20 protein-coding genes and 2 pseudogenes are annotated in these 23,542 nt (G+C 39.7%); 11 read left to right on the top strand and 11 right to left on the bottom strand.

The features are described 5' to 3' along the window. Positions 1-134 precede the first annotated feature (134 nt). Positions 135-1,019: a LysR family transcriptional regulator gene (locus ABLB96_RS17335; RefSeq protein ID WP_348897889.1), complete on the bottom strand. Its 885-nt coding sequence runs from the start codon at positions 1,017-1,019 to the stop codon at positions 135-137. 117 nt (positions 1,020-1,136) lie between these two features. On the opposite strand from ABLB96_RS17335, the gene ABLB96_RS17330 reads away from it, so the two are divergent. The 3 genes from ABLB96_RS17330 (at position 1,137) to ABLB96_RS17320 (ending at position 3,930) form a co-directional block, all read left to right on the top strand. After that, a complete protein-coding gene (locus tag ABLB96_RS17330) occupies positions 1,137-2,042 on the top strand; it encodes an AEC family transporter (RefSeq protein WP_348897888.1) in 906 nt (301 codons plus the stop codon). A 128-nt stretch (positions 2,043-2,170) separates the two neighbouring features. Continuing rightward, entirely contained in the window at positions 2,171-3,187 is a 1,017-nt protein-coding gene (locus ABLB96_RS17325; protein ID WP_348897887.1) for a molecular chaperone DnaJ, read from the top strand. Between the two features lie 164 nt (positions 3,188-3,351). Continuing rightward, a complete protein-coding gene (locus tag ABLB96_RS17320; RefSeq protein WP_348897886.1) occupies positions 3,352-3,930 on the top strand; it encodes a class I SAM-dependent methyltransferase in 579 nt (192 codons plus the stop codon). Positions 3,931-3,995: 65 nt separating this feature from the next. Here ABLB96_RS17320 and ABLB96_RS17315 read toward each other — a convergent pair whose 3' ends face one another. Further along, complete coding sequence (locus tag ABLB96_RS17315) at positions 3,996-6,893, bottom strand: valine--tRNA ligase (protein ID WP_348897885.1); 2,898 nt, start codon at positions 6,891-6,893, stop codon at positions 3,996-3,998. Positions 6,894-7,089: 196 nt separating this feature from the next. On the opposite strand from ABLB96_RS17315, the gene ABLB96_RS17310 reads away from it, so the two are divergent. From ABLB96_RS17310 to ABLB96_RS17300, 3 genes are read left to right on the top strand one after another with little or no spacing between them, the layout of a single operon-like run. Then, a complete protein-coding gene (locus tag ABLB96_RS17310) occupies positions 7,090-7,767 on the top strand; it encodes a hypothetical protein (protein ID WP_348897884.1) in 678 nt (225 codons plus the stop codon). A gap of 25 nt (positions 7,768-7,792) precedes the next feature. Continuing rightward, complete coding sequence (locus tag ABLB96_RS17305) at positions 7,793-8,599, top strand: SDR family NAD(P)-dependent oxidoreductase (RefSeq protein ID WP_348897883.1); 807 nt, start codon at positions 7,793-7,795, stop codon at positions 8,597-8,599. 54 nt (positions 8,600-8,653) lie between these two features. Further along, positions 8,654-9,088 carry a nuclear transport factor 2 family protein gene (locus ABLB96_RS17300; RefSeq protein WP_348897882.1) on the top strand — a complete coding sequence of 145 codons (435 nt, stop codon included), beginning with the start codon at positions 8,654-8,656 and terminating at the stop codon, positions 9,086-9,088. On the opposite strand, the gene ABLB96_RS17295 is transcribed toward ABLB96_RS17300, so the two are convergent. The 9 genes and pseudogenes from ABLB96_RS17295 to ABLB96_RS17255 all read right to left on the bottom strand — a co-directional run bounded on the left by ABLB96_RS17295 (position 9,085) and on the right by ABLB96_RS17255 (position 20,117). Further along, a complete protein-coding gene (locus tag ABLB96_RS17295) occupies positions 9,085-9,519 on the bottom strand; it encodes a YbjQ family protein (protein ID WP_348897881.1) in 435 nt (144 codons plus the stop codon). The two genes, ABLB96_RS17300 and ABLB96_RS17295, sit on opposite strands and share 4 nt — an antisense overlap. Positions 9,520-9,526: 7 nt before the next feature. After that, positions 9,527-9,877, bottom strand: a complete 351-nt coding sequence (locus ABLB96_RS17290) for a YbjQ family protein (protein ID WP_348897880.1) — start codon at positions 9,875-9,877, stop codon at positions 9,527-9,529. Between the two features lie 109 nt (positions 9,878-9,986). Continuing rightward, positions 9,987-11,441 (bottom strand): multidrug efflux RND transporter outer membrane channel subunit AdeK, encoded by a 1,455-nt coding sequence (gene adeK / locus ABLB96_RS17285; RefSeq protein ID WP_348897910.1) that lies wholly within the window; start codon positions 11,439-11,441, stop codon positions 9,987-9,989. Then, positions 11,441-14,617, bottom strand: coding sequence for a multidrug efflux RND transporter permease subunit AdeJ (adeJ, locus tag ABLB96_RS17280; protein WP_348897879.1), 3,177 nt, complete (start codon positions 14,615-14,617; stop codon positions 11,441-11,443). The genes adeK and adeJ overlap by 1 nt, the downstream gene beginning before the upstream one ends. A 12-nt stretch (positions 14,618-14,629) precedes the next feature. Beyond that, positions 14,630-15,880 (bottom strand): multidrug efflux RND transporter periplasmic adaptor subunit AdeI, encoded by a 1,251-nt coding sequence (adeI, locus tag ABLB96_RS17275; protein ID WP_348897878.1) that lies wholly within the window; start codon positions 15,878-15,880, stop codon positions 14,630-14,632. A 24-nt stretch (positions 15,881-15,904) separates the two neighbouring features. After that, entirely contained in the window at positions 15,905-16,531 is a 627-nt protein-coding gene (locus ABLB96_RS17270; RefSeq protein ID WP_348897877.1) for a phosphatase PAP2 family protein, read from the bottom strand. A gap of 185 nt (positions 16,532-16,716) precedes the next feature. Continuing rightward, positions 16,717-18,777: a site-specific recombinase gene (locus ABLB96_RS17265; protein WP_348897909.1), complete on the bottom strand. Its 2,061-nt coding sequence runs from the start codon at positions 18,775-18,777 to the stop codon at positions 16,717-16,719. Positions 18,778-18,791: 14 nt separating this feature from the next. Continuing rightward, a complete protein-coding gene (gene sdsA / locus ABLB96_RS17260; RefSeq protein ID WP_348897876.1) occupies positions 18,792-19,769 on the bottom strand; it encodes an All-trans-nonaprenyl-diphosphate synthase in 978 nt (325 codons plus the stop codon). An 82-nt stretch (positions 19,770-19,851) separates the two neighbouring features. Next, positions 19,852-20,117: pseudogene (locus ABLB96_RS17255) on the bottom strand (hypothetical protein). A gap of 96 nt (positions 20,118-20,213) precedes the next feature. Here ABLB96_RS17255 and rplU point away from each other — a divergent pair. The 5 genes and pseudogenes from rplU to ABLB96_RS17230 all read left to right on the top strand — a co-directional run bounded on the left by rplU (position 20,214) and on the right by ABLB96_RS17230 (position 23,536). Beyond that, positions 20,214-20,525, top strand: coding sequence for a 50S ribosomal protein L21 (gene rplU / locus ABLB96_RS17250; protein ID WP_000271409.1), 312 nt, complete (start codon positions 20,214-20,216; stop codon positions 20,523-20,525). An 18-nt stretch (positions 20,526-20,543) separates the two neighbouring features. Continuing rightward, complete coding sequence (rpmA, locus tag ABLB96_RS17245; RefSeq protein WP_004705871.1) at positions 20,544-20,801, top strand: 50S ribosomal protein L27; 258 nt, start codon at positions 20,544-20,546, stop codon at positions 20,799-20,801. A gap of 239 nt (positions 20,802-21,040) precedes the next feature. Further along, positions 21,041-21,736 (top strand): outer membrane lipoprotein chaperone LolA, encoded by a 696-nt coding sequence (lolA, locus tag ABLB96_RS17240; RefSeq protein WP_348897875.1) that lies wholly within the window; start codon positions 21,041-21,043, stop codon positions 21,734-21,736. Between the two features lie 131 nt (positions 21,737-21,867). Continuing rightward, a pseudogene (locus ABLB96_RS17235) lies at positions 21,868-22,377 on the top strand (DUF3298 domain-containing protein); the annotation flags it as partial. A gap of 68 nt (positions 22,378-22,445) precedes the next feature. After that, positions 22,446-23,536 (top strand): IS4-like element ISAba1 family transposase gene (locus ABLB96_RS17230; RefSeq protein ID WP_085947913.1). Its coding sequence is split into 2 segments (ribosomal slippage): positions 22,446-22,986 and positions 22,986-23,536, totalling 1,092 coding nucleotides; the frame shifts between segments, so codons are not numbered across the junction. Positions 23,537-23,542: the final 6 nt, after the last annotated feature.

Raw genomic sequence — 23,542 nt, 5'->3', positions numbered from 1 at the left:
CGATAAATGGTGCGTTTATTTACTTTAAATAGGCTGTTATGGCACTTTTTTATGATAAAAGTCATTCAATTTGTTCATAAAGTGACCTAAAAGGGTTCGTTATTAAAATTAAAAAGAATTAAATTCTGACTAGATTATTGATTAGACCAAACCTCTTGGGCAACATCTATAAATGCTTTTACGGCTGGACTGATGTGTTTCTTGTTTTTTACTGCAAGACCGATTGAGCGTTTAAGGTTCGGTTTAAAAGGGCGTTTCATCACGTTTGGATATAATGAGAGTAATTCTTTGGTAATCACCATATCGGATACAATCGAAACTCCTAACTGGTTGTGAACCATACTCACAATACTCAAAATTTGTGAAACATAAAATTTGATGTCTGGTTTCACATTAAAGTTTTTTAAAATTAATTCGACCTGATGTCGACTGCCAGCCATTGTCATAATAAAAGGGCAGTTTTCTAGCTGTGCTGGATCAATATAGAGCTGCTCTGCGAGTGGGTAACCACTCGGAATTAGGGCAACAAAACGGTCTTCAATTAAAGGAAACGTATCGAATCGCTCATCGGGCATAATCAAAAAACCAACTTCAATGCGCCGTTCCAATAACCATTGAGCAACTTCTTTATCTTCACCTTCATCAATATAAATTTCGATTTTAGGGTAGCGCTGCCGAAAACTTTCTAAAATTTCAGGCAATAGATAAATAGATGATGATGCCCCAAAAGAACCAATACGTAATGTTCCTTCATTTAAACCGTGGATGGCAGCCACTTCTTTTTCTAAGGTATCGGAAATACTCAATAGTTCTTTTACATGGGTCAATAACTGCTGACCTGTTGTGGTGAGTTCAATATCACTTTGAGTTCTTGAAATTAGGTTAATGCCCCATTGTTGTTCTAATGATTTAAGCGCATGAGAAACTGCCGACTGTGAAATTCCCAGCTTTTCTGCTGTAGCAGTAAAGCTTTTTAGTTCAGCAATGAGTGCGAAAATTTCAAGCTGGGTAAATGTCATGTTGTACTTATTATGAGTAAAAACTCATTTTATCATGAGTTTTCATTATCTTTAATATATGAGTAAGCCAAGGTTATTGCCAAAAGCAGTAAGCCACAACAAAACTCGAGTAAAGAAATGAATAGCATTGTTTTATCTCTTTTTCCTTTAGTTGCATTAATTGCATCGGGATACTTATTTAAAAAATATCGTTTTTTTAGCGATGAGTTTTGGGCTGGGGCAGAGAAGCTCAATTACTATATTTTGTTTCCCGCTTTGCTTTTTAGTACGCTCTCGACCGCAAAAATTGACTTACAAAGTTTGAGTACAGCCATCATTGCAATGTTGATTGTGGTCTTTGCAGTAACCGCCTTTTTATACATACTCCGAATGTTTTGGCACATACCACCTGCACGTTTTGGTGTGCACGTACAAAGTATGGTTCGCTTTAATACCTATATTGGTTTGGCTTTAGTGACTTCGCTTTTTAAAAGTGAAGGGATGGCAATTCTGGCAATTTTATTGGCGCTTTGCATTCCACTGGTAAACGTTATTTCGGTGCTTGCTTTAACCTCTAAAGAACACATGGCAATTAAACCTGTTTTGATTGCACTTCTTAAAAACCCTTTAATTGCATCTTGTGTAGTCGGGGCCGCAGTCAATGCACTTCATATCCCGATTTGGGAAGGCTTTACTCAGTTTATTAAGCTTTTTTCGGTGTCGAGTTTGCCACTAGGTTTGTTATGTGTTGGCGCAGCTTTACAGTTTTTGCAAATTAAAAAAGACATTGTGGTATTGGCAGCAGACACATTTGCTCGACTTTTAGCAGTGCCTGCTTTGGCTTATATGGTCTGCATGTGGTTTGGTTTACCAAGTTTGCAAACACAAATTTTAGTCATTTTCTTTGCGTTGCCGACGGCTTCCGCTTCATACATTTTAACTAAAGTTTTGGGTGGCGATAGTCAGCTCATGGCAGCCGTAATTAGCTTTCAAACTTTATGTGCCGCCGTGACCTTGCCAATGGTGATTTGGTGGATTTCTTAAGGTATAAACTTTAGTTAAGTCGCATTCTATTTTCTAAAAATGAATAGGCTGATTCTGACTTAATAAATGCTTTGCTACCTTCCTCGTCTGATTATTGCTACACTTTTTTCTTTTTCAAATGGATGAGTATGTCCTTTGATCTCAAAGTGAGCTTGCAGCAAAGGTCTGAACCATCTGCACAGCAGAAAAAACTGAATCGCCTGATTGATAAAATAGAACAGCAAAAAGCTAGCCTGAGCACATGGCAAAATGTACAAGCTGAGATTCAACAGCACATACGGCAAAAACTGATGCCTGTGTATAGCGATTTGCATGAAGTGCTATTTCAACAGTTGGATCAACTCTGGAATATGTTGCATAGCCATGAGTTTTCCAAAGCAGACATGCAACAACTCGATGAAAAAATTGCCCAGCTTGCACAAATGTTGAAGCGCTCAAAAATGTTATCTGCTGCGCAGTTGGGGTTAGTGAATCAGATCGATACCTTTTATCAGCAACATGCGGGGGAGTCGGTAAAAAAGAATAAAAAAGCTCAGCCAATCAAACCTGAATATGATGAAAGTGCTGAGCAAAGTGCAGAGTTAGAAGAAGACTTTGAACAATATGCTGCCGAGCAACAACAAGCGCGAGAACAAGCCAAACAGCAAAGACAGCAACAAAAACGTGAACAAGCTGAGCAAATGGCAGAGCAGTCACTCAAAACAGTTTATTTAAAAATTGCCGCGATGATTCACCCAGACCGTGAGCAAGATGAAACTAAAAAAGAAGAAAAAACTGAGTTGTTTCAACAAGCAAGTCAGGCCTACGAAAAGCAGGATTTGTTTTATTTACTCAAACTCCAGTTACAGCTTGAGCAGAATAAAGAGCTAGGCGCTAAAGAACTATCTGCCGAGCAATTAAGGTTTTATAAAATGGCTTTAGATACACAAAGTCATCAGCTTGAAAGCCAAATTAATGAGATTTTGGATTCTTTTCAGTTAGCCAAGAATGTGAAAGCGGAGCATGTGCATATTAGTGATGTGTATAAAGCTATAGATGTTGACTGTGCGGAGCTAAAGCAGCAGATAAAGTGGGAAAAGGAACGCTTAAAACATATGAAAAAAGTGAGTGGTGTAGAGATGTTATTGGGGCACGGGGTGCTTTAATTATCTTGGATAAATCTGTCGAACAGGCATTTAGCTGTGAGATTTTATGTGCAGCTGTGAAGTTACTGATGATTTGGTTGGTAGCTTCTGGAATAAGAAATCGTTGTGGTTATATTCTTTATAAAATATAGTGTGAAAATTATAAAAATTAAAAGATCGGATTCATGAATGAAAAATTTATTCAATTATCAAGAGAACTTAAACATAGACCTATTTTAGAGAAGGCTTTAGGTCATTTTCCTAACTTACCTTTAGTTGCTATCGATTGTGGTTGTGGTGCTGGCAATGAATCTGCTTATCTACTCTCAAAGGGATTTAATGTTCATGCTTTTGATATTTCAATTGATGCACAAAAGTTCTGTGCTGAGCGATTCAAAGATGACTCTAAATTTATTTTCTATCATGAATCTTTTGAAAACTTTAATTTTCCGTCTGCAAGCTTAATAATTGCATCATTAAGTCTGTTCTTTTGTGAACCCAGCTATTTCTATAGTGTAATTAAACGAATGATAAATGCACTTCCTAAAGGCGGAATCCTTATAGTTGATTTATTGGGGACTCAAGATGAATGGGTTGCTAGAGAACCTGCAAAATTTATAGGATTTACGTACCAAGATATAGCCGATTTGTTTTTATTCGAGTTTAATTTATTGTTTCATAAAGAAATTGATGAAAACTTGCCTTTGTTGAGTGGTGGTATAAAAGCATGGCATTTTCATATGCTGATTCTACAAAAAAAGTAATTTTTAAATATAGAAAAACCCAGAACCTGCTTGCACAGATTCTAGGTTCGTTTAACTAAAAAAGCTTAAAGCGCAGCAATTTGTTCCATATTCGCGTTAACTTTCTCTAACTGAGCAGCAAACTCAGCAAGCTTCGCTTTTTCACCTTCAACAACTGCTGCTGGTGCTTTAGATACAAAGCCTTCGTTTGCAAGTTTGCCCGCAATTTGGTCGTGTTGCTTTTGGATTTTATCCAAGTCTTTTTGCAAACGAGCAAGCTCAGCTTTAGGGTCAATTAAGCCTTTCATTGGTACAAATACTGATGCATGGCTTACAACGCTAGAGCAAGACAAAGGTGGCTCTTGATCTTTATTTAAGAACTCAATGCTTTCAACTTTAGCCAATGCTTTGAACAATGCTTCAATACGAATGATCTGTTCACGTTCAGCGTCAGATGTATTTTGAAGTAATACTGGCAACAAGCGCGCATTACCTAAGCCTAACTCACCGCGAATGTTACGTACCGCACCAATCAAACCTTGAAGCCATTGCATGTCTGCTTCAGCTTGTTCGTTGATTTTTGCTTGCTCAGGAATAGGGTATTGAGCAGTCATAATCGTTGGGCCACCTTGACCAAGCATTGGTGCAAGAGTCTGCCAGATTTCTTCTGTCAAATACGGCATAAGTGGATGAGCCAAACGTAAAGAAGCTTCCATCACTGCAAGTAATACACGGCGTACTTCAGCTTTACGCTCTTCAGACACTTCTGCATCGTTTAAAACTGGTTTAGTTAACTCAACGTACCAGTCACAGTATTCATTCCAGATAAAGTCGTAAATCGCTTGAGCAGCAAGGTCTAAACGATACGTTGCAAATGCTTGATGTACAGCAGCTTCAGCTTTTTGCAGACGGCTCATAATCCATTGTTCTGGAAGTTCCCAAAGGTCTGGGCGTGCTTGTTGACCAACAGTTTGACCTTCAACATTCATTAGAACGAAGCGAGTTGCGTTCCAGATTTTGTTACAGAAGTTACGGTAGCCTTCCACACGTTTTAAGTCGAACTTGATGTCACGACCAGTGTTTGCAAGCGCACAGAACGTGAAACGAACTGCATCAGTACCATAAGCATTAATGCCTTCTGGGAACTCTTTACGCGTTGATTTTTCAATCTTGGCAGCATCTTTCGGATTCATTAAGCCAGTTGTACGTTTTGCAACTAAGCTTTCTAAATCAATACCATCAATCAAGTCTAATGGGTCAAGTACGTTACCTTTAGACTTCGACATTTTTTGACCTTCACCATCACGTACCAAGCCGTGAACGTAAACAGTCTTAAATGGAACTTGCGATGAACCATCTTCATTTTTCATGAAGTGTAGGGTCATCATGATCATGCGGGCAACCCAGAAGAAAATGATGTCAAAACCAGTCACCAACACATCTGTTGGGTGGAAAGTTTTTAAGAAATCATTTGCTGCATCTTTTTGTGCGTCGCCAGTCCAACCTAAGGTTGAGAATGTCCAAAGTGCAGATGAGAACCATGTATCAAGAACGTCTTCATCTTGTTTAAGTTCAACGTCAGCAGCGATGTTATTTTTCGCACGTACTTCTTCTTCGTTACGGCCAACATAGATGTTGCCATTTGCATCGTACCAAGCTGGAATACGGTGACCCCACCAAAGCTGACGTGAAATACACCAGTCTTGAATGTCACGCATCCACGCCATGTACATGTTGCTGTACTGCTCTGGAACAAACTTGATACGGCCATCTTGAACTGCTTCAATTGCAGGCTCAGCAAGCGGCGCAATTTTTACATACCATTGGTCAGTCAGTAATGGCTCAATAATCACGCCTGAACGGTCGCCACGTGGCGCTTTTAAGTCATACGGTTGGATTTGATCCAACCAGCCTTCAGCTTCAGCTTGAGCAACTAATTTTTTACGTGCTTCAAAACGCTCTAAACCAGCATAGTCCGCAGGTGCTGTAATGGTTTTAGAAATCTGTTCGCCAGCTTTTGCAATATATTCAAACTCACCTAAAACTTCGGCATTTTTGTTGAAGATATTAATGATTGGCAAGCTATTGCGTTTGCCTAGATCATAGTCATTGAAATCGTGAGCAGGTGTGATTTTTACACAGCCAGTACCGAAGTCTTTTTCAACGTAGTCGTCTGCAACGATCGGAACTAAACGACCAGTAATTGGCAATACAATATTTTTACCAACAAGGTGTGCATAACGCTCATCTTCAGGGTGAACAGCAACGGCAGTATCACCAAGTAATGTTTCAGGACGAGTCGTTGCAACTACAAGATAGTCTTTGCCATCTTGAGTTTTAACTGATTTATCTTCAAAGAAATATTTAAAGTGCCAAAGTGAGCCTTTTTCCTCTTTGCTTTCAACTTCAAGGTCAGAAAGAGCAGTTTGAAGTTTAGGGTCCCAGTTTACAAGGCGCTTACCACGGTAAATTAAACCGTCTTCGTGTAAACGAACGAATACTTCTTTAACGGCGTTTGATAAACCTTCATCCATTGTGAAGCGTTCACGTGACCAGTCTACAGATGAACCTAAGCGACGAATTTGCTTAGTAATCGTGCCACCTGATTGTTCTTTCCATTCCCAAACTTTTTCAATGAACTTTTCACGGCCTAAGTCGTGACGAGTTACACCTTGTAAGCCAAGTTGACGCTCAACAACCATTTGAGTTGCAATACCAGCATGGTCAGTACCCGGTTGCCACAAAGTGTTTTTACCCATCATACGGTTATAACGGGTGAGGGCATCCATAATGGCATTGTTAAAGCCATGGCCCATGTGCAAACTACCAGTGACGTTTGGTGGTGGAATCATGATACAGAATGATTCACCGTGACCAGAAGGTTTGAAGTAACCTTGTTCTTCCCACGTTTTGTACCACTTCTTTTCGATCTCGGTTGGATCGTACGTGGTGGCAATATTTTGAGCGGTTTGAGCGTCAGTCATAGTAGCTTAGATCGAATATGCATAAAAAATTGCATCTATTGTAGCAAAAAAATGCCTCGAAATTAATGTGCTGAAAACAGATAAACGGTTTTGTATTTTTTTCAAAAAACGGTAGATTTATGAAGCATAGATCACAATTTAATCGTGTAGAGACACGCCACAAAAACTACAAAAGAATTGAAAAGGAATGCGACACATGAGTTATCAAGTTTTTTTAAAAATTTCCGATTCGACCTATACGCAATTTGCTTCAATTCGAGACAAATTACATACAGGGGTAAGAGAAAGTCAGGCTAAAGTACTTGGAGAGGTTCTTTCTGATTTATCTTGTGAAATTATTGAGCAAGTGTTCTCTGTATTGTTACAGGCAGAACAAGACAACTCGGCTATGACCGAGAAACAGCGTCACGAGTCTGAGAAAGTGCTTCAACAAATTTTAGATACTTTCCGAAAGTATATGCCTTGGTCGGTCTCTTTTTTTGGTAATGAACGTCTTTTGCCTTTAGTTGATTATTTGACATCACTCATGAAAAAACGTGAGCAGGACATTTATATTACTTACCCGATCACACCTCAACTTGTACAACAGGCCCAAACATTGACTGAGCAAATACGTGCGGGCAACATGCAAAGTGTAGAAGAAGCTTTTCAAACCTTAATTCAAATTGTGGATTTAGGCGTAACAAGCCTAGTACGTGAACCTAAAAAACGTTTAAAATTTAATTTGGTTGTCGATAAAACCCTAAACGGGGTGATTAATATGACAACGCATTTGGGCTATAAACGTTTGGAAAAATTGGGGACGCAGGTTGATCAAACCACCGCAACTCACTATATCAACCACTTTTTGGCCTTCATGCATCAAGCAGCATAATTTAAAAAGATAATAGGAAGTCAAAATGGCCAAACTTGATACTTTGCAAAATAAAGTGGTATGGATTACGGGAGCATCTTCCGGTTTAGGGAAAGCTTTAGCTGGTGAGTTTGCTCTGCAAGGTGCTCAAGTCATTTTAACTTCACGTCGCTTTGAAGAGTTAGAAGAAGTTCGTGTTGGTTTACTCCATCCAGACCAGCATTTGTCGGTAGTTGCAGACATTACTAACCAAAAACAAGTTCAAGAAGCGTATGAACAAATTTTAAAAGCTAAAGGCCGAATTGACTGGCTTATCAATAACGCTGGTTTAAGTCAGCGTGCGCTTATTGAAGACACCACAATGGAAACTGAAAGAGCCATTATGGAAGTCGATTATTTCTCACAAGTGGTATTAACCAAAACTGTGCTACCGACCATGCTTAAACAAAAGTCTGGTCGAGTGGTATTTGTCTCGAGTGTAGCTGGGCTATTAGGTACACAGTACCGTGCAAGTTATTCGGCTGCTAAAGCTGCTATTCATATGTGGGCCAATAGTTTACGTGCGGAAGTTTCGGATCAGGGTGTTGAAGTTTCTGTTATTTTCCCAGGCTTTGTAAAAACTAATGTTTCATTCAATGCGTTAAATGGTGCAGGGCAGCCTCAAGGGCATCAAGACGAAGCAATTGAAAATGGACTAGAAGCGGATGTATTTGCAGAGCAGTCAGTTAAGGCATTAATGCAAGGGCAAGAATATATAGTAGTCGGCGGAACGAAAGAGAAATTAGGCGTTATGGTTTCCCGTATGTCCCCGAAACTACTCTATAAAATGATACGAAAAACAAAAGTGAAATAAAAAAGAGATTTCGCCGTGCTAAATTGATGGAAAAACCCACATAGAAGGTTCACCATGGATCAAGACTACCATCGTATCTTAGACGTCGTAACGCGTTTTCAATTGGTCTTTGACCAAAAAAATTGGGACGCTTTCGATGAGTTGTTGGCTGATCAACTTGAGGTAGACTATTTCCAATTTAGAGGGGAACCCTTATGTGTAGTGTCTTGTCATGAATATAAAGGTTCGCGGCAGCAAGCTCTGTCACACTTACGGCTACAGCACAATTTGAGCAATCCACTTATTCGGATTGAACAAGATCAAGCATGGCTAGAGTGTAATTATCAAATTTATCGTTTTTCAGAAAATGATTATTTTCATTCGTTTGGTCGTTATTATTTTACTTTGGCAAAACAACAGGATAAATGGAAAATTACCAGAATTTGCCAACATTTGACTAAAAATATTGGCAACCCGCGTATACATTTTTCTGCTATGGGGCAGGGCTAGTCTTTGACTGCTGTACCATAAGCAAAAACTTCGACCATTCCGCCTTGCATACCGAGTTCGGTTGTACTCAGCCGAACTCCCATAATATGGTTAGCACCTACACTGTGTGCTTGCTGCTTTAAACGAATAATCGCTTCACGGCGAGCACGTTCAACAATACTTTCATAACTGGTCAGCCTTCCACCTAAAATATTTTTAATAGATGCCAATACATATTTAAAGTAATCATGAGAAATCACAACATTACTGCTAATAAACTGGCCCAGTTGATCACTTGTGGCAAAACGATTGGTATCAATTCTGATATGTGCCAACTGTTGTTCTTTTTCTAGAAGTTCATTCAAATGTTTTTGTTCAATATGGCGGCCAAAAGCCCAACCAATACTAAAAAGAATGAGAAAAATAACAAACTGAAAAATAAGATTGTCCATTTTCTACCTATGCATTAAATGGGTCTGGTAGATGTGGAGCTTGAGGTTGCACAATGACTGCTGTGCCATATACAAATAACTCGGAAGCGCCTTGGGCAATATTAGAAGTTGAAAAACAAATACCCACAATTGCATTTGCACCAAGCTGTTGGGCTTTAGCAATCATGCGATCCATGGCTTCTTGGCGGGATTCTTCTAAAAGTTCGGTATAGCCAGTGAGCTCGCCACCCACAATATTTTTTAAACTCGCCATGAGGTCACGGCCTACGTGTTTGCTACGAACAGTGCTTCCATAAACAACATCAAGTTGCTTTAAAATTTGATGGCCTGGAACGCTTTCTAAATTACTCAATAACATTGTTTTTTCTCAATCTAAATTTCTTAAGGTTTCAAGATAAAAAATATCTACTTGAGTTGCAATAAAAAAGCCCACCGAAGTGAGCTTTTATAAACAAGTTAACTAAAACTTATTGCTTTTTAAGTTCAGCACTTGATGGTTGATGAACCACTGTATCTGAAGTATTAGCTTTTAAACCACCACCTAGAGTTTTGTACAACTCGATTTGGTTGTTTAAGTTTGCTTGTTGAAGCAATAGTAAACCTTGTTCAGCTGTATAAGATGAACGCTGTGCATCTAGAACAGTCAAGTAACTATCAATACCAGCACGGAAGCGGGCATTTGAAAGTGTATAGTTGCGGTTTGTTGCTTCTACCAGACGTTGCTGCGCTGTTAGACGATCACCAATATTGGCACGAGTTGCAAGCGCATCATTGACTTCACGGAACGCAGACTGAACTGATTTTTCATAATCAGACAATGCAATTTTCTGATCAGTTTCAGAAATTTTTACATTCGAACGACGTGTGCCCCAGTCAAAGATTGGTAAGTCTAAACTTGGGCCAATTGACCATGCAAAACCACCAGACTTAAATAGATCACTTAAGTCAGTTGATGCATAACCTGCTGAACCCGTTAAGCTAATGGTTGGGAATAAACGTGCTTTTGCAGCACCAATATTCGCACCCGCAGCGCTTAAGTTATATTCAGCTGCTTTTACATCTGGACGGTTGTTTAGCAAGTCACTAGGCAAACCAGCAGTAAACACATTTTGTTGAGCAACGCGTTTTACAGGTTGTGTTGGCAACAAGTTTTGTGCAACAGGCTGACCTACAAGCAAGTTCAACAAGTTTTGTGCTTGAGCAATTTGAGTTTTGTAGTTCGCTACATCATTACGCGCAGTTTCTACAGAAATCTGTGCCTGACGTAACGGAACTTCGCTGTCGATACCTACATCAAAACGTTTTTTGTTGAGATTGTAAGAGTCTTGTTGTGCTTTAAGTGTTTGCTCTGCAAGTCTTAAATTCGCTGTTGCAAACGAGTAATTTAACCATGCTTGAGCAACTTGGCTAATTAGACTGATTTGAGTCGAATCACGCGCACTTTGTGTTGACAGATAACTATCTAAAGCAGCGTCTTTTAGACTACGAACACGGCCCCAGAAATCAAGCTCATAAGCAGTTACACCCAAACCTACTTGGTAAGTAGAGTAGGGGTTATTTGGATCACGACTTGGCGTAACCTGACGAACTGCGCTACCACTTGCTCCGATTGTTGGAAGCTGGTTGTTCTTTGTAATCTGATATTGCTCTTGAGCACGTTCAATATTGAGCGTTGCTTTACGTAAATCACGGTTATTCGCAAGAGCCAAGTCGATCACTTCAAGCAAACGTGGGTCAGCAAAGAACTGTTTATAGCCCTGTTCAGCAATAGATGTACCAGAAGCGCTGTTATATGCATAGCTCTGTGGAATATCGGTTTTCACGACTGGTTCTGGGCCGCGCATGCTTTGACAAGCTGACAAAGCAAGCGCAAGTGCAGATACCGCAATGCTACGACCTGAAATAGACCATACTTTTTGCATCACGATTTATGCTCCTGAGTGTTTATGGTTTTTGGTTTGTACTTAAAGATACTACGAATCCACACATAGAATACAGGGATAAAGAAGATACCTAAGAATGTCGCGCTGAGTACGCCACCAAGTACACCAAAGCCGACTGAGTGCTGACTTCCTGCACCGGCACCTGTTGAAAGGGCAAGTGGAAGTACACCAAAACCGAAGGCAAGGGTCGTCATGATAATTGGACGTAAACGCATTTTTGCTGCATGTAAGGTTGCATCAAGGAGGTCTTCACCTTTTTCCTGCAATTCTTTTGCAAACTCAACAATTAAGATCGCATTTTTTGCAGAAAGACCGATGACCGCAATCATGGCTACCTGGAAGTAAATGTTATTTGAGAGATTTGGGTCTCCTTTAATAATCATACCCAAGTAAGTCAATACGATTGCACCAATGACACCAAGTGGTACCACAAGTAAAACCGAGAACGGGATAGACCAGCTTTCATATAATGCAGCCAAGCAAAGGAATACGATTAACAATGAAAGCGCATATAAGAATGGAGCTTGAGCACCAGACTCGCGTTCTTCAAGAGATAATCCTGTCCATTCATAGTCGAAACCTTGTAAGCCCATAGATGGTAACTTACCAATAATTTCTTCCATGGCTTTCATGGCATCACCAGAGCTCACGCCAGGTGCAGGTGTACCTTGAATGTTAACCGATGATACGCCGTTATAACGTTCAAGACGTGGTGAACCATAAGTCCATTCGCCTGTAGCAAATGCCGAGAATGGTACCATTGCGCCTTTGTTATTACGTACATACCACTTGTTTAAGTCTTCAGGCATCATACGGGTATTCGCATCACCTTGAACATAAACTTTTTTCACACGACCACGGTCAACGAAATCATTGATGTATGAACCACCCCAAGCAATACGCATTGTATTGTTGATGTCGGCAATACTTACACCCATAGCACCAGCTTGTGCCTGATCTACATTAATTTGATACTGAGGTGTATCTTCTTGACCATTTGGACGTACACCAACAAGACGTTTATCTTGTGATGCCAAGCCTAAAATCGTGTTACGAGCTGCAATCAGTTTCGCATGGCCTTGACCACTTGAATCTTTAAGCTGCAAGTTAAAACCGGCAGTTACACCTAATTCAGGCATTGCAGGAAGCTGTAAAGGCATAACATATGATGCATCTTTAATGATCATATTTAATGCCATACCGCGCTTGATTAATGCACCAATTTGAGTTTCAGGTGATGTACGTTTGCTCCAGTCTTTCAACTTAACGAAGCCAATACCCGCATTTTGACCCACACCTGTGAATGAGAAGCCAGAAACGGTGAAAATCGATTCCACTGTATCTTTTTCATTCAAGAAGAAGTGTGTCATGGTATCAACTACTTTACCTGTACGGTCAAGCGTTGCATTTGGCGGTAATTGTACAAGCGTCATTACCACGCCCTGATCTTCTTCTGGTAAGAATGAAGTCGGAAGCTTTTGGAACAAGAATACTAAAAGGGCAACTACTACAGCATAAAGCACGCCAGAGAAGATTTTGCCTTTAAGCATGCGACTAACACCATTTTGGTAGCTATGCGACATGCGGTCAAAACCATTGTTAAAGCTTCTAAAGAAACGTGCAAAGATATTATTGCTTGGTTCTTTATTTGGATCATGCTGTTTTAAAATGGTTGCACAAAGTGCTGGTGTAAATGTTAATGCCACAATTAACGATAGAACCATTGCAGTAACAAGGGTAATCGAGAATTGACGGTAAATTACACCTGTTGTACCACCAAAGAAAGCCATTGGTACGAATACCGCTGTCAATACACTGGTAATACCGACTAACGCACCAGAAATCTGCTGCATTGAGCGAGAGGTTGCCGTTACCGGATCGGTATGGTCTTCACTCATCACACGTTCAACGTTTTCGACTACAACAATGGCGTCATCGACCAGAAGACCGATTGCCAATACCATAGCGAACATGGTTAAGGTGTTAATTGAGAAGCCAAAAATATTAATAACCGCAAATGTACCTAATACAACAACTGGAACTGCAAGCGTTGGAATAATCGTTGCACGCCAGTTCTGTAAGAATAGGAACATAACAATGAATACCAAAATCACGGCTTCAATTAATGTGTGTACAACACTCTCAATTGAAAGACGGATAAATGGAGTCGTGTCATAAGCCAGTTTATCTGCAAGACCCGTAGGGTAGTTCTTACGTAATTCAGATAGACGTTGTTCAACGGCTGCTGCTGTATCAAGTGCGTTGGCACCTGTTGCAATCTTAATTGCAAGACCTGCTGCTGGTTTACCATTAAATTTCGAATCGAATTGATAGTTATCAGAACCAAGTTCTACGCGAGCAACATCTTTTAATCGAACCTCAGCACCTGATGCAGTGTTCTTTAAGAAGATGTTTTTAAACTGTTCCGGTGTTTGTAACAAGCTTTGCGCATTTACTGTCGCATTAAGAACTTGGCCTTCTACAGCTGGCGCACCACCTAACTGACCTACTGCAACTTGAGAGTTTTGTGCTTGTAAAGCAGTTGCAATATCAGTAGGAGTAAGTTGATAACTTGTTAATTTAGCCGGATCAAGCCAGATACGCATTGCGTATGAACCACCAAAGACCGTTACCTCACCCACACCAGCAACACGGCTAAGTGGTTCTTTAATTGATGAGTTTACATAGTCTTTAATGTCTGAGTCTGACAGGTTGTTATCTGGTGAATAAAATGCAATAACTTGCAAGAAGCTCGCACCAGATTTAGTTACTGTTATACCTTGACGCTGTACATCTTCAGGTAAAAGTGCAGTTGCAGATTGCAATTTGTTTTGAACTTGAACCTGTGCAATATCAGGGTCAATACCTTGTTCAAAGTTTAATTGAATAGATGCTTGACCATTACCAGCACTGTTAGATGAAATATAACGTAAGCCATCAAGACCATTCATTTGTTGTTCAATGATCTGGGTTACGGTGTTTTCAACTGTTTCAGCCGATGCACCAGGATAAGTCGCAGAAATAGTTACTGTCGGTGGTGCAATCGTCGGATATTGTGCAATAGGCATTTTTGTTAGCGTAAGAATACCCGCCAACATAATGACTAATGCAATCACCCACGCAAAAATGGGGCGATGAATAAAAAACTGTGCCATTCAATCTACCCCTTATGCATTTGAAGCTGCTTTCTGTTCTGCTTGAGGTTTACCTGATTGAGCCGGTTTTGCAGCATTTGGCGCTGCACCTTGAGGGTTTGCTGGTTGAGCTTGATAAGGTTTCGCTGATACTTGTTGGCCTTCTTTCACTTTGGCAACGCCATCAACAATAACTTTATCTCCGGTTTTTAAACCGTTAGTCACAATCCAGTTTTGTCCTTGAACACCAGCGGTTTCAATAGGACGACTCTCAACAGCCCCTTTGGCATTAACAAGCATAGCTACAGCTTGACCTGTAGGTAAACGTGTAATGGCAGCTTGTGGAATCAGATAAGCATTTGGAACAACACCTTGAACAATTTGTGCAGTTGTATACATACCCGGAAGCAATAAATGATTCGGGTTAGAGAATACAGCACGTAATGTCACTGTTCCTGTATCTTGGTTTACAGAAGCATCAGAGAAAGCAAGTTGGCCTTCGATCGGGTAGGTAGACCCATCTTCAAGCTTTAATTTTACTTTCGTGTTGTTGCTGTTGTTTAAACTGCCTTTACTTAGTTGCTGACGTAAACGCAATAACTCAGTGCTTGACTGGTTAATATCAACATAAATCGGATCTAGCTGCTGAATAGTTACCAACGGGTCAGCCTGGTTAGCAGTAACCAAAGCACCAGCCGTCACTGAAGAGCGTCCAGATTGTCCAGAAATTGGAGAGCGAATAGTAGAATAACCAAGATCTACATTTGCATTTGTTACTTGAGCCTTCGCTGCAGCAACTTGCGCTTCTGCAACATTGACTTGACCAAGTAAGTCATCATATTCCTGTTTAGACACAGCATTACTAGAAACAAGTTGTTTATAACGGTTTAACTTGGTACGTAGTGAAGCCAGATTTGCCTGTTGTTGTAGGAGAGATGCTTTTGCATTTTCTAACGTTGCACGGTTCGTTCTAGAATCAAGCTCATATAGCGCTTGGCCTTCACGAACATAGCTTCCTTCAGCAAATAAGCGCTTTAAAATCACGCCACTTGTTTGAGGACGAACTTCAGAAATTTGATATGCTGAAGTGCGGCCTGAAAGCTCAACGCTTTGTTCAACACTTTGTGGTTGAGCAACAATAACACCTACTTCTGCAGGCGGCATTTTCTGAGCAGCAGCAGCTTGCTGTTTCTCATTGGAGCCTTTGCTACAACCAACAAGTGCGATACTTGTTGCTAATGCGCAAGCAGTAAGGGCAGGAGCCCAAAGCTTAGCCGACATCATTGTTCCACCTCGTTTAGATAAAATCTAAAAATATATTTGTTTTCTACTTAACCTACTTTGTGTTTGTCTTAACAAGAGCCAAAGCAGTGCAATCCAAATAAAACCAATGCCCCAACCAGCGAGTACGTCTGTTGGGAAATGAACTCCTGCATATATTCTTGAAAGCCCCATACACACAAACCAAAGACAGGAGATCAAAACAATATAAGGAGAGTTAGTGTTGTGTTTACGGCATAACATAATCATTGCCAGACAAGCCAGTGTTGATGCATAAACACTATGTGCACTTGGGAACGATGCACCATAACTTTCAACAATATGATATGCCTCAGGAGGTCTAGGCCGGTTAACACACCATTTGAGCAGCCAACCAATGGTGATACTGCCAATAACTCCCAAGCTAATGAAAATAACAGTAATATATTTTTTATACCATGCTAAATATACACATACTAGAAAGGATAAAAAACATACAAATGGCATGCCGCCTACGCGTGCAAGAAAGGTGGTTATAGCATTAAGATAATTTAAACGATGATGACTCAATGTTTGAACGGTGAGCAAGTCCAAAGATTGAAGACTTGGTACAAAAAGACCAAGCACACCTAATCCTAAAAAAACGCAACCAATACAAAGCAGTAGATAGGGCATATTACACACCTTTGCTTATTCATATAGTTTTTCACTACTGAATGCCGTTGAAAGTGTACTTGCCAGTACACTTTTTTTCAAGCCTGATAGATCATCGTAAATTCATTTTGAAATTTTTTTAACATTTGGAAAAACAATCACAACAAAATTGACGGAATTCACGTTTTGTGTACAAAACAGAACATTTAGTGCTCTGTTTTTTTTCCGCCACTTGTTGATGTATTTTCTTCTAATTCTAAAGGCTGCTTTGGTGGCCAGAAGAAGTCACTTGGTCGTGTAAGAAAATGGGTCATGACCAGTTTTGCTAGAGGTTTCCATTGTTCAAAGCGAACTCGACGTGCTCGTAGCGCTACAATAATGGTTAAGGTAAAACTTACGAACAAGTTGGTGAGGCCAATACAGAGCACACCTAAAAAAGAAACTATAATCAAGCCGATATCTGGACTGCCGTTAATTGTCATTAAACCTTGGATAAAGTTTGCTGATGCAAAGGCAATGTGACGGATATCTAAAGGTAGACCTAAAATAAAGCCAATGGTTCCCATACTTCCTAACATTACACCAAATAGGAAGTTACCTGCGAGAGCACCTAAATTACGTTCAATATATTCTGCAAAACGATTTAGGCGTTCTTGACCGAATAAATTGCGTAGACGTCGATGTGCTTTTAAACGTGGTCCTACTTTTCTATAAACAGCCATGTTGTCGAAGTAGCCTGCAATAAGGCCCGACAAGAACAAACACACCCCAGCAATTGCTGCATGAGGAACTGCTAACGATGTGAATGGGTTTAAGCTATGTAAGAGGGATGTTGCTTTGGTATGGGTGAGTAAAGGTTCACCCAGATAAAACTGCCAAGCAAAGGTAATGAGCGCAGCAGTAGGAATTGCAATTGAGATATTACCTAAAATAGCAATAAACTGCGTTCGGATAATATTGATAATGAGTGCTGCCAACTCTGCAATTTGTGCAGTTTTAGAGCCTTTACGTTGCTGAACAGTGGCTGCAAGAGCAGCGGCTGTCATTGCTGGCTGTTTTGTCGCAACGGTAAAGTGCAATACATGAATCAGAATAAAACCGAGAGAATAGTTCATACTGAATGTAAAGGCTTGCATCAGCGGAGCCATAGTCATTCGCGCAGCAAGTATTTTCAAAGAAGCCATACAGGCAATAATCACACCTGCACCAGCAGCGGCTTTATACATGCCCCAAAAGCCTTTGGTATCAGTACTTACATAATGCTCACCAGTACGGCTTGCATTTTCTGTCACTTGAAAGGCAATCAGTTCACTGGTCGTGCTGAGCAACGAACGAACGCTCTTTTCACTATAATGTGCTTTAGTTAAATCTGAAATTAAATTACCTAAAGAAATGTAGCGTCCTTCGCTGTCATCTACGACGAGATAAAGCAATAACTCAATACGATCTAAGCATTGTTCAAGTAAAGACAACAGATAGGTCAAACTTAAACTAACACCGATTCTTTTTGTTGCCCGCCGTATTTTTAAAACGACATCTCGACATTGTTCTAACATTACAAATGCTTGAGATGCGTCGGGAGGTGGAACAACAGCAATGTCTTGGCTAGAAATATCTTGTTTTTTATATTTTTCTATAAACTCAATAATTTCACGGTTTTGTACTAAAAACGGTGATTCATATTCAGTTAACTCAGGTTGAGCATTAATAAATTCGGGATAAAGACCAATACCACTAATACGATAAGATAAGACTGTAATCGCCTTAATCATTTCTCCTTGAATTGCATGCTTTTCATCGACATTACTGTTGCTTTGCCCAATCAGTCCAAAGAGGGTTGCCCAATCTTTATCATCAATATTATTTAACCAGACTGAATCACTTTCCAAATAGAAAATTTTTCCAATCAAGATTTTGAGTTGGCTTACATCCTCAATGAGTGGCAAAAAATGGCCACCGAGCCTTTGTCCAAGCTGATTCCAGAAACCATCTAAAGACAAAATGCCGCTATCTGCATATAAACTCACTTGTTTATATTGATTAATTAAACGTAATAAAAAGGTTTGTAATAATGCAGGAGCTGTAGGGGTAAGTAATAAGCTGTCGATAAACGCTTGTATTTTTTGTGCTATCTCATCAGTATCGTGTGGATCAGATGGACGTAAAGCATTGACTAAGTCAATGAGGATATTTTCATCGATAACAGCTTGAGGGTTTTCAAGCTGTTTCTCTATTTTTAAAAAATGATCTGAAAAATTTATATGCATAGGCAAAATAATATCTACTGTATTCGATGTAATGCAAGTCGAGTTAAATTAATCAATGCCTGACGATACGGTGTATCAGGCAAAATTGACAAGGCTTGCAGTGCTGCTTCTGTTTCTTCTTGGGCACGGCGCTGGCAATAATCTAAAGCACCAGACTTTTGTACAATTTCAATGACTTCGGATAATTGATCAACACCACCAGTCGCAATACTACGACGAATAATGGCGTGCTCTTCACCAGTTGAATGTGCTAATGCTGAAATTAACGGTAAAGTCGGTTTACCTTCCATTAAATCATCACCAATATTTTTACCTAATGTTTCAGCATCTGAAGTGTAGTCTAAAATATCGTCAATAATTTGGAATGCATTTCCGAAATGACCTGCAAATAATCTCAAAGGTTCACGGTAAGCTTCTTGTCCAGCCAATATGGCAGCACCTTCAGTTGCGAGTTCAAATAGGCGAGAAGTTTTACCATGAATAATTTTTAAATATGTTTCTTCGGTTGTATCTGGTTGATGCTGAGATTGAAGCTGTAACACTTCGCCTTCTGCAATTTCACATGTGCCTGTTGAGAAGTCTTTTAATAAGGTCATGTTGTTTAAGTCGACCAATAGGTCAAAAGCACGAGCAATAAGGAAGTCGCCTACGAGTACGGCAGTTTGATTGTTCCAAGTTGCATTTGCTGTAGGGCGTCCACGGCGAAGTCCAGATTCATCCACAACATCGTCATGTACTAAAGTTGCTGTATGAAGCATTTCAATGATGGCAGCCAGACGCTGTGCATTTTGCATATTGTCGAGACCGCAAGCACGTGCTGCCAGTAAACACATGATTGGGCGCATACGTTTGCCGCCAGCTTCAACAACATGTTTACTAACCGACATGACCAAGCCGACTTTTGAGCTAATTCCTTCATTAATCAAGTGATCCATCGCAGCAAAGTCTGTAGCAACAGGAGCGAGAATGTCTTGCTTAAAATCGATGACCATATGAAGAAAAACCCCGTATTGGTGATAAGTGGCGTTAGTGTATCAATTAAAAGTGCATTAAACAGGGAAACAAGCAGCTGATCTAAATCATTTGTATGGTCATGAAGAGTTCTTTGTTCTTTATTTCGGCAAAACTAGAAGTTTCCGACAAAACAATAAATTTGAATAACGTCAACATGAATACAGCTTGTTCTTGTTGCAAGTTGTGTTAGGAACTGTATTTTAAATTCCATTCAGAATCAATGAAAAGTACTAAATTCGAATTGAAGCTGCTTTTTATTGTGTAAGAATAATGACCTCAAGTTGTGTAGATAAAGATAAAGCACTTGTCGTTTGATCAAATTTCACTTAAAATCTGTCGCCTTGTATAACCCCAGTGGCGTTCGTTTTAAGATCGATATATCCCTTTATCGACACGACGACACGGGCTGATTGGAGTACATTATGTACGCAGTAATCCAAAGCGGTGGTAAACAGCACCGTGTAGTTGAGGGTGAAACCCTTAAAGTTGAATTATTGAAGGCTGAATCTGGCGCAACTATTACATTTGATGATGTATTAATGGTTGTAAACGGTGACAACATTCAAATCGGTGCTCCAGTTGTAGCTGGCGCTAAAGTAACTGCAGAAGTGATTGGTCATGGTCGTCACGACAAAATTCGCATTATCAAAATGCGTCGTCGTAAACACTACCGTAAGCAACAAGGTCACCGTCAATGGTTCACTGAGTTGAAAATTACTGGTATTTCAGGCTAATCACGAGGAGTAAGAGACATGGCAACTAAAAAAGCCGGTGGATCGACGAAGAACGGTCGTGATTCAAACCCAAAAATGTTAGGTGTTAAAGTTTACGGTGGTCAAACTGTAACTGCTGGTAACATCATCGTTCGTCAACGTGGTACTGAATTCCACGCTGGTGCAAATGTTGGTATGGGCCGTGACCATACTTTATTTGCTACTGCTGACGGCGTAGTAAAATTCGAAGTGAAAGGTCAATTTGGCCGTCGCTACGTAAAAGTTGAAGCTGTTTAAGTTTTAGCTTAAGAAAAAGCCCACATTTGTGGGCTTTTTTTATGGAATTTTATCCACATGGTCTTCATCATGATGAATGAAATTCTACAAACAATATGAATAACATAACAAAATATCTTATTTTCTCAATGATTAGCACTGAGTTTGTCGGTTAATATGAGTCTTGAATGAAGAGCTTGTTCAACTTGCTTAAATTAAAGTTCAACAAGTTATCTTACAGCAACTAAAAAGGTGATGACATGAATATGCTTCGTAAAACTATGTGTGCTATTACACTCAGCGCGTCAGTGCTTGCTCCTGTAATGAGTACTACAGCGTTTGCTGCACCAGTAGCAGCACCGGAGCAACAGGCAATTGGGAACCTGGTAAATCAGTTATCAGGATTACAGCGTTTGACCGCCGATTTTGAACAAACCACGAAAGCAAATACAAAAACTGTAGCACAGAAAAAAGGCTTAAGCGCCCAGCATATGAACCAGACATTTAAGGGTTCAATGAAAGTTGAACGTCCGGGGAAATTTTATTGGGAAACTGTAAGTCCTTCGAAACAAACTATTGTGACCAGCGGTAAAACGGTCTGGATTTATGACCCAGATTTACAACAAGCTGTACGTCAAAGCTTAGATTCGCAAGTAGCCGACACCCCAGCTTTATTACTCTCTGGTAATACTAGTCAAATCATGAAGTCTTACCGAGTAACTCAGCCTGATAAATCTAAGTTATATTTCACTTTATTCCCGAAAAAAGAAGATGGGGCTTTCCAAAGCTTAACGATCAGCTTTGGTGCAAACAAAGCGCCGACACTGATGGTGTTGCAAGATTCTTTGGGTCAAACCACTTATGTGAAATTTAATAACGTAAAAGTGAATGCTTCAATTCCAGCTTCGACTTTCAATTTTACACCGCCAAAAGGCACAGATATTATTGACCAATAATTGTTGTTGCTCTCTAGAAAGCCATCTTTAAAGATGGCTTTCTTTTTATATATCAAGCCTAGATACATTTTTTAACCCCGACTTAACCTTACGCTTTGTATAGTGGTAGCAGCGAATTTACGGGGATTACTATGCAACTTTACGATAAAAAAACTATTTTCATTGTTCCTATGTTAGCTGCCATGGTAGTGGTGAGTGGGTGTCAGCCAAAATCTGCGGCTAAAGATGAGCAGCCCGCATCTAGCGCTTCTGTTAAAGAGCAAAAACAAGCTGAAGTTCCTGTGATTCAAGCGAAAGTAATTCCAGTAAAACTACCGAAGTCTAAAGTCTGTCTTGAAGATGGCTGTACTGAATATGATTTTCAAACGGTACAGACCAATCAAAAATGGATTAATGATTATTTTACCAATCGTATAAAGAAAGCAGACCCGAATGCTTTTGCAAACTTGGCTGACAAACCTGTAGAGGTGCCTGAAGGAGAGCCACGCTCAAGTCAGAGTGCGATTTATGTTCGATACTTAGGACAAAATTATAATCTTGCAACTTTTGCATTACAGACATATTCATATTCCGCTGGTGCAGCGCATGGTATGTCTCATCAAGAATTTGTAAATTTCGATTTATTAAATAAAAAACATCTCTGTACACGACAAAAATAGATAACTCATTGAAATAATGTCATAATAATTGTTTTCTAACGACGAATACTATGACACATCTCAATGAGTTATATCTTATCTTAAACAAATCTCTAAAATGGAACAAGTCACATTTAAAGTGCTTTGCGCTCATCATGCTTGTGATTATTTTAAAGCAAACATGTAATCTTTCTTCTGCATCTAAAGCCTTGCCCATCAAGTGCTTACCACAATCATTTTATCGACGTATGCAGCGCTTCTTTGCAGGTCAGTATTTTGATTATCGTCAAATTTCTCAGTTGATTTTCAATATGTTTTCATTCGACCAAGTGCAACTGACTTTAGATAGAACCAATTGGAAATGGGGAAAACGAAATATTAATATCCTGATGCTCGCAATCGTTTATCGTGGAATAGCGATACCTATCCTTTGGACATTGCTTAATAAACGTGGAAATTCAGATACGAAAGAGCGCATTGCTTTGATTCAACGCTTTATAGCCATTTTTGGTAAAGACCGTATTGTGAATGTGTTCGCAGACAGAGAGTTTATCGGTGAGCAGTGGTTTACATGGTTAATTGAACAAGACATCAACTTCTGCATTCGTGTTAAAAAAACTTCATTGTCACCAATCATTTAGGAAAGAATCATAAAATTAGTGATTTATTTCGCCATCTTAAAGTTGGTCAAATTGAATGTCGTAAACGACGGATTTTGGTTGGTCGGGTGAAACTATATATAAGTGCACTACAGTTAGAAAATGGAGAGCTTTTACTCGTCGTTTCTCCTCAGTTTAATGCCAATGCTATTCAGGATTATGCATTACGCTGGGAAATTGAAACCTTATTCAGTTGTCTCAAAGGACGCGGGTTTAATCTTGAAAATACGCGCTTGACAGACCCTAGACGAGTGAAAAAATTGATTGCGGTGTTAGCTATAAGCTTCTGTTGGTGTTACTTAACGGGTGAATGGCAACATGATCAAAAAAAAGCGATAAAAATAAAGAAGCATGGACGACTCTCAATGAGTTTATTTCGCTATGGTTTAGACTATGTTCAAATGGCGATTCAGCGTTTAATTGGTTTTGGGAAAAAAGAAGAGTTTAAGGAAATTTTGGCAATTTTAAGAAGGCAGAATCCTGATAGGATAAGGGTTCTGTGAAATTTG

The organism is Acinetobacter sp. XH1741 (assembly GCF_041021895.1).
Taxonomy (GTDB): domain Bacteria; phylum Pseudomonadota; class Gammaproteobacteria; order Pseudomonadales; family Moraxellaceae; genus Acinetobacter.
The sequence above is the reverse complement of the archived record's forward strand: the minus strand, read 5'-3'. Positions and strand labels throughout refer to the sequence as shown.

Excerpts from the sequence above, each read along its gene's own strand:
- ABLB96_RS17320 (WP_348897886.1), top strand. The coding sequence starts at position 3,352 with ATGAATGAAAAATTTATTCAATTATCAAGAGAACTTAAACATAGACCT.
- ABLB96_RS17290 (WP_348897880.1), bottom strand. The coding sequence starts at position 9,877 with ATGTTATTGAGTAATTTAGAAAGCGTTCCAGGCCATCAAATTTTAAAG.
- lolA (WP_348897875.1), top strand. The coding sequence starts at position 21,041 with ATGAATATGCTTCGTAAAACTATGTGTGCTATTACACTCAGCGCGTCA.
- ABLB96_RS17270 (WP_348897877.1), bottom strand. The coding sequence starts at position 16,531 with ATGCCCTATCTACTGCTTTGTATTGGTTGCGTTTTTTTAGGATTAGGT.
- ABLB96_RS17305 (WP_348897883.1), top strand. The coding sequence starts at position 7,793 with ATGGCCAAACTTGATACTTTGCAAAATAAAGTGGTATGGATTACGGGA.
- ABLB96_RS17335 (WP_348897889.1), bottom strand. The coding sequence starts at position 1,019 with ATGACATTTACCCAGCTTGAAATTTTCGCACTCATTGCTGAACTAAAA.
- ABLB96_RS17300 (WP_348897882.1), top strand. The coding sequence starts at position 8,654 with ATGGATCAAGACTACCATCGTATCTTAGACGTCGTAACGCGTTTTCAA.
- adeK (WP_348897910.1), bottom strand. The coding sequence starts at position 11,441 with ATGCAAAAAGTATGGTCTATTTCAGGTCGTAGCATTGCGGTATCTGCA.
- adeI (WP_348897878.1), bottom strand. The coding sequence starts at position 15,880 with ATGATGTCGGCTAAGCTTTGGGCTCCTGCCCTTACTGCTTGCGCATTA.
- ABLB96_RS17295 (WP_348897881.1), bottom strand. The coding sequence starts at position 9,519 with ATGGACAATCTTATTTTTCAGTTTGTTATTTTTCTCATTCTTTTTAGT.
- adeJ (WP_348897879.1), bottom strand. The coding sequence starts at position 14,617 with ATGGCACAGTTTTTTATTCATCGCCCCATTTTTGCGTGGGTGATTGCA.
- ABLB96_RS17330 (WP_348897888.1), top strand. The coding sequence starts at position 1,137 with ATGAATAGCATTGTTTTATCTCTTTTTCCTTTAGTTGCATTAATTGCA.
- ABLB96_RS17325 (WP_348897887.1), top strand. The coding sequence starts at position 2,171 with ATGTCCTTTGATCTCAAAGTGAGCTTGCAGCAAAGGTCTGAACCATCT.
- sdsA (WP_348897876.1), bottom strand. The coding sequence starts at position 19,769 with ATGGTCATCGATTTTAAGCAAGACATTCTCGCTCCTGTTGCTACAGAC.
- rplU (WP_000271409.1), top strand. The coding sequence starts at position 20,214 with ATGTACGCAGTAATCCAAAGCGGTGGTAAACAGCACCGTGTAGTTGAG.
- rpmA (WP_004705871.1), top strand. The coding sequence starts at position 20,544 with ATGGCAACTAAAAAAGCCGGTGGATCGACGAAGAACGGTCGTGATTCA.
- ABLB96_RS17315 (WP_348897885.1), bottom strand. The coding sequence starts at position 6,893 with ATGACTGACGCTCAAACCGCTCAAAATATTGCCACCACGTACGATCCA.
- ABLB96_RS17265 (WP_348897909.1), bottom strand. The coding sequence starts at position 18,777 with ATGCATATAAATTTTTCAGATCATTTTTTAAAAATAGAGAAACAGCTT.
- ABLB96_RS17310 (WP_348897884.1), top strand. The coding sequence starts at position 7,090 with ATGAGTTATCAAGTTTTTTTAAAAATTTCCGATTCGACCTATACGCAA.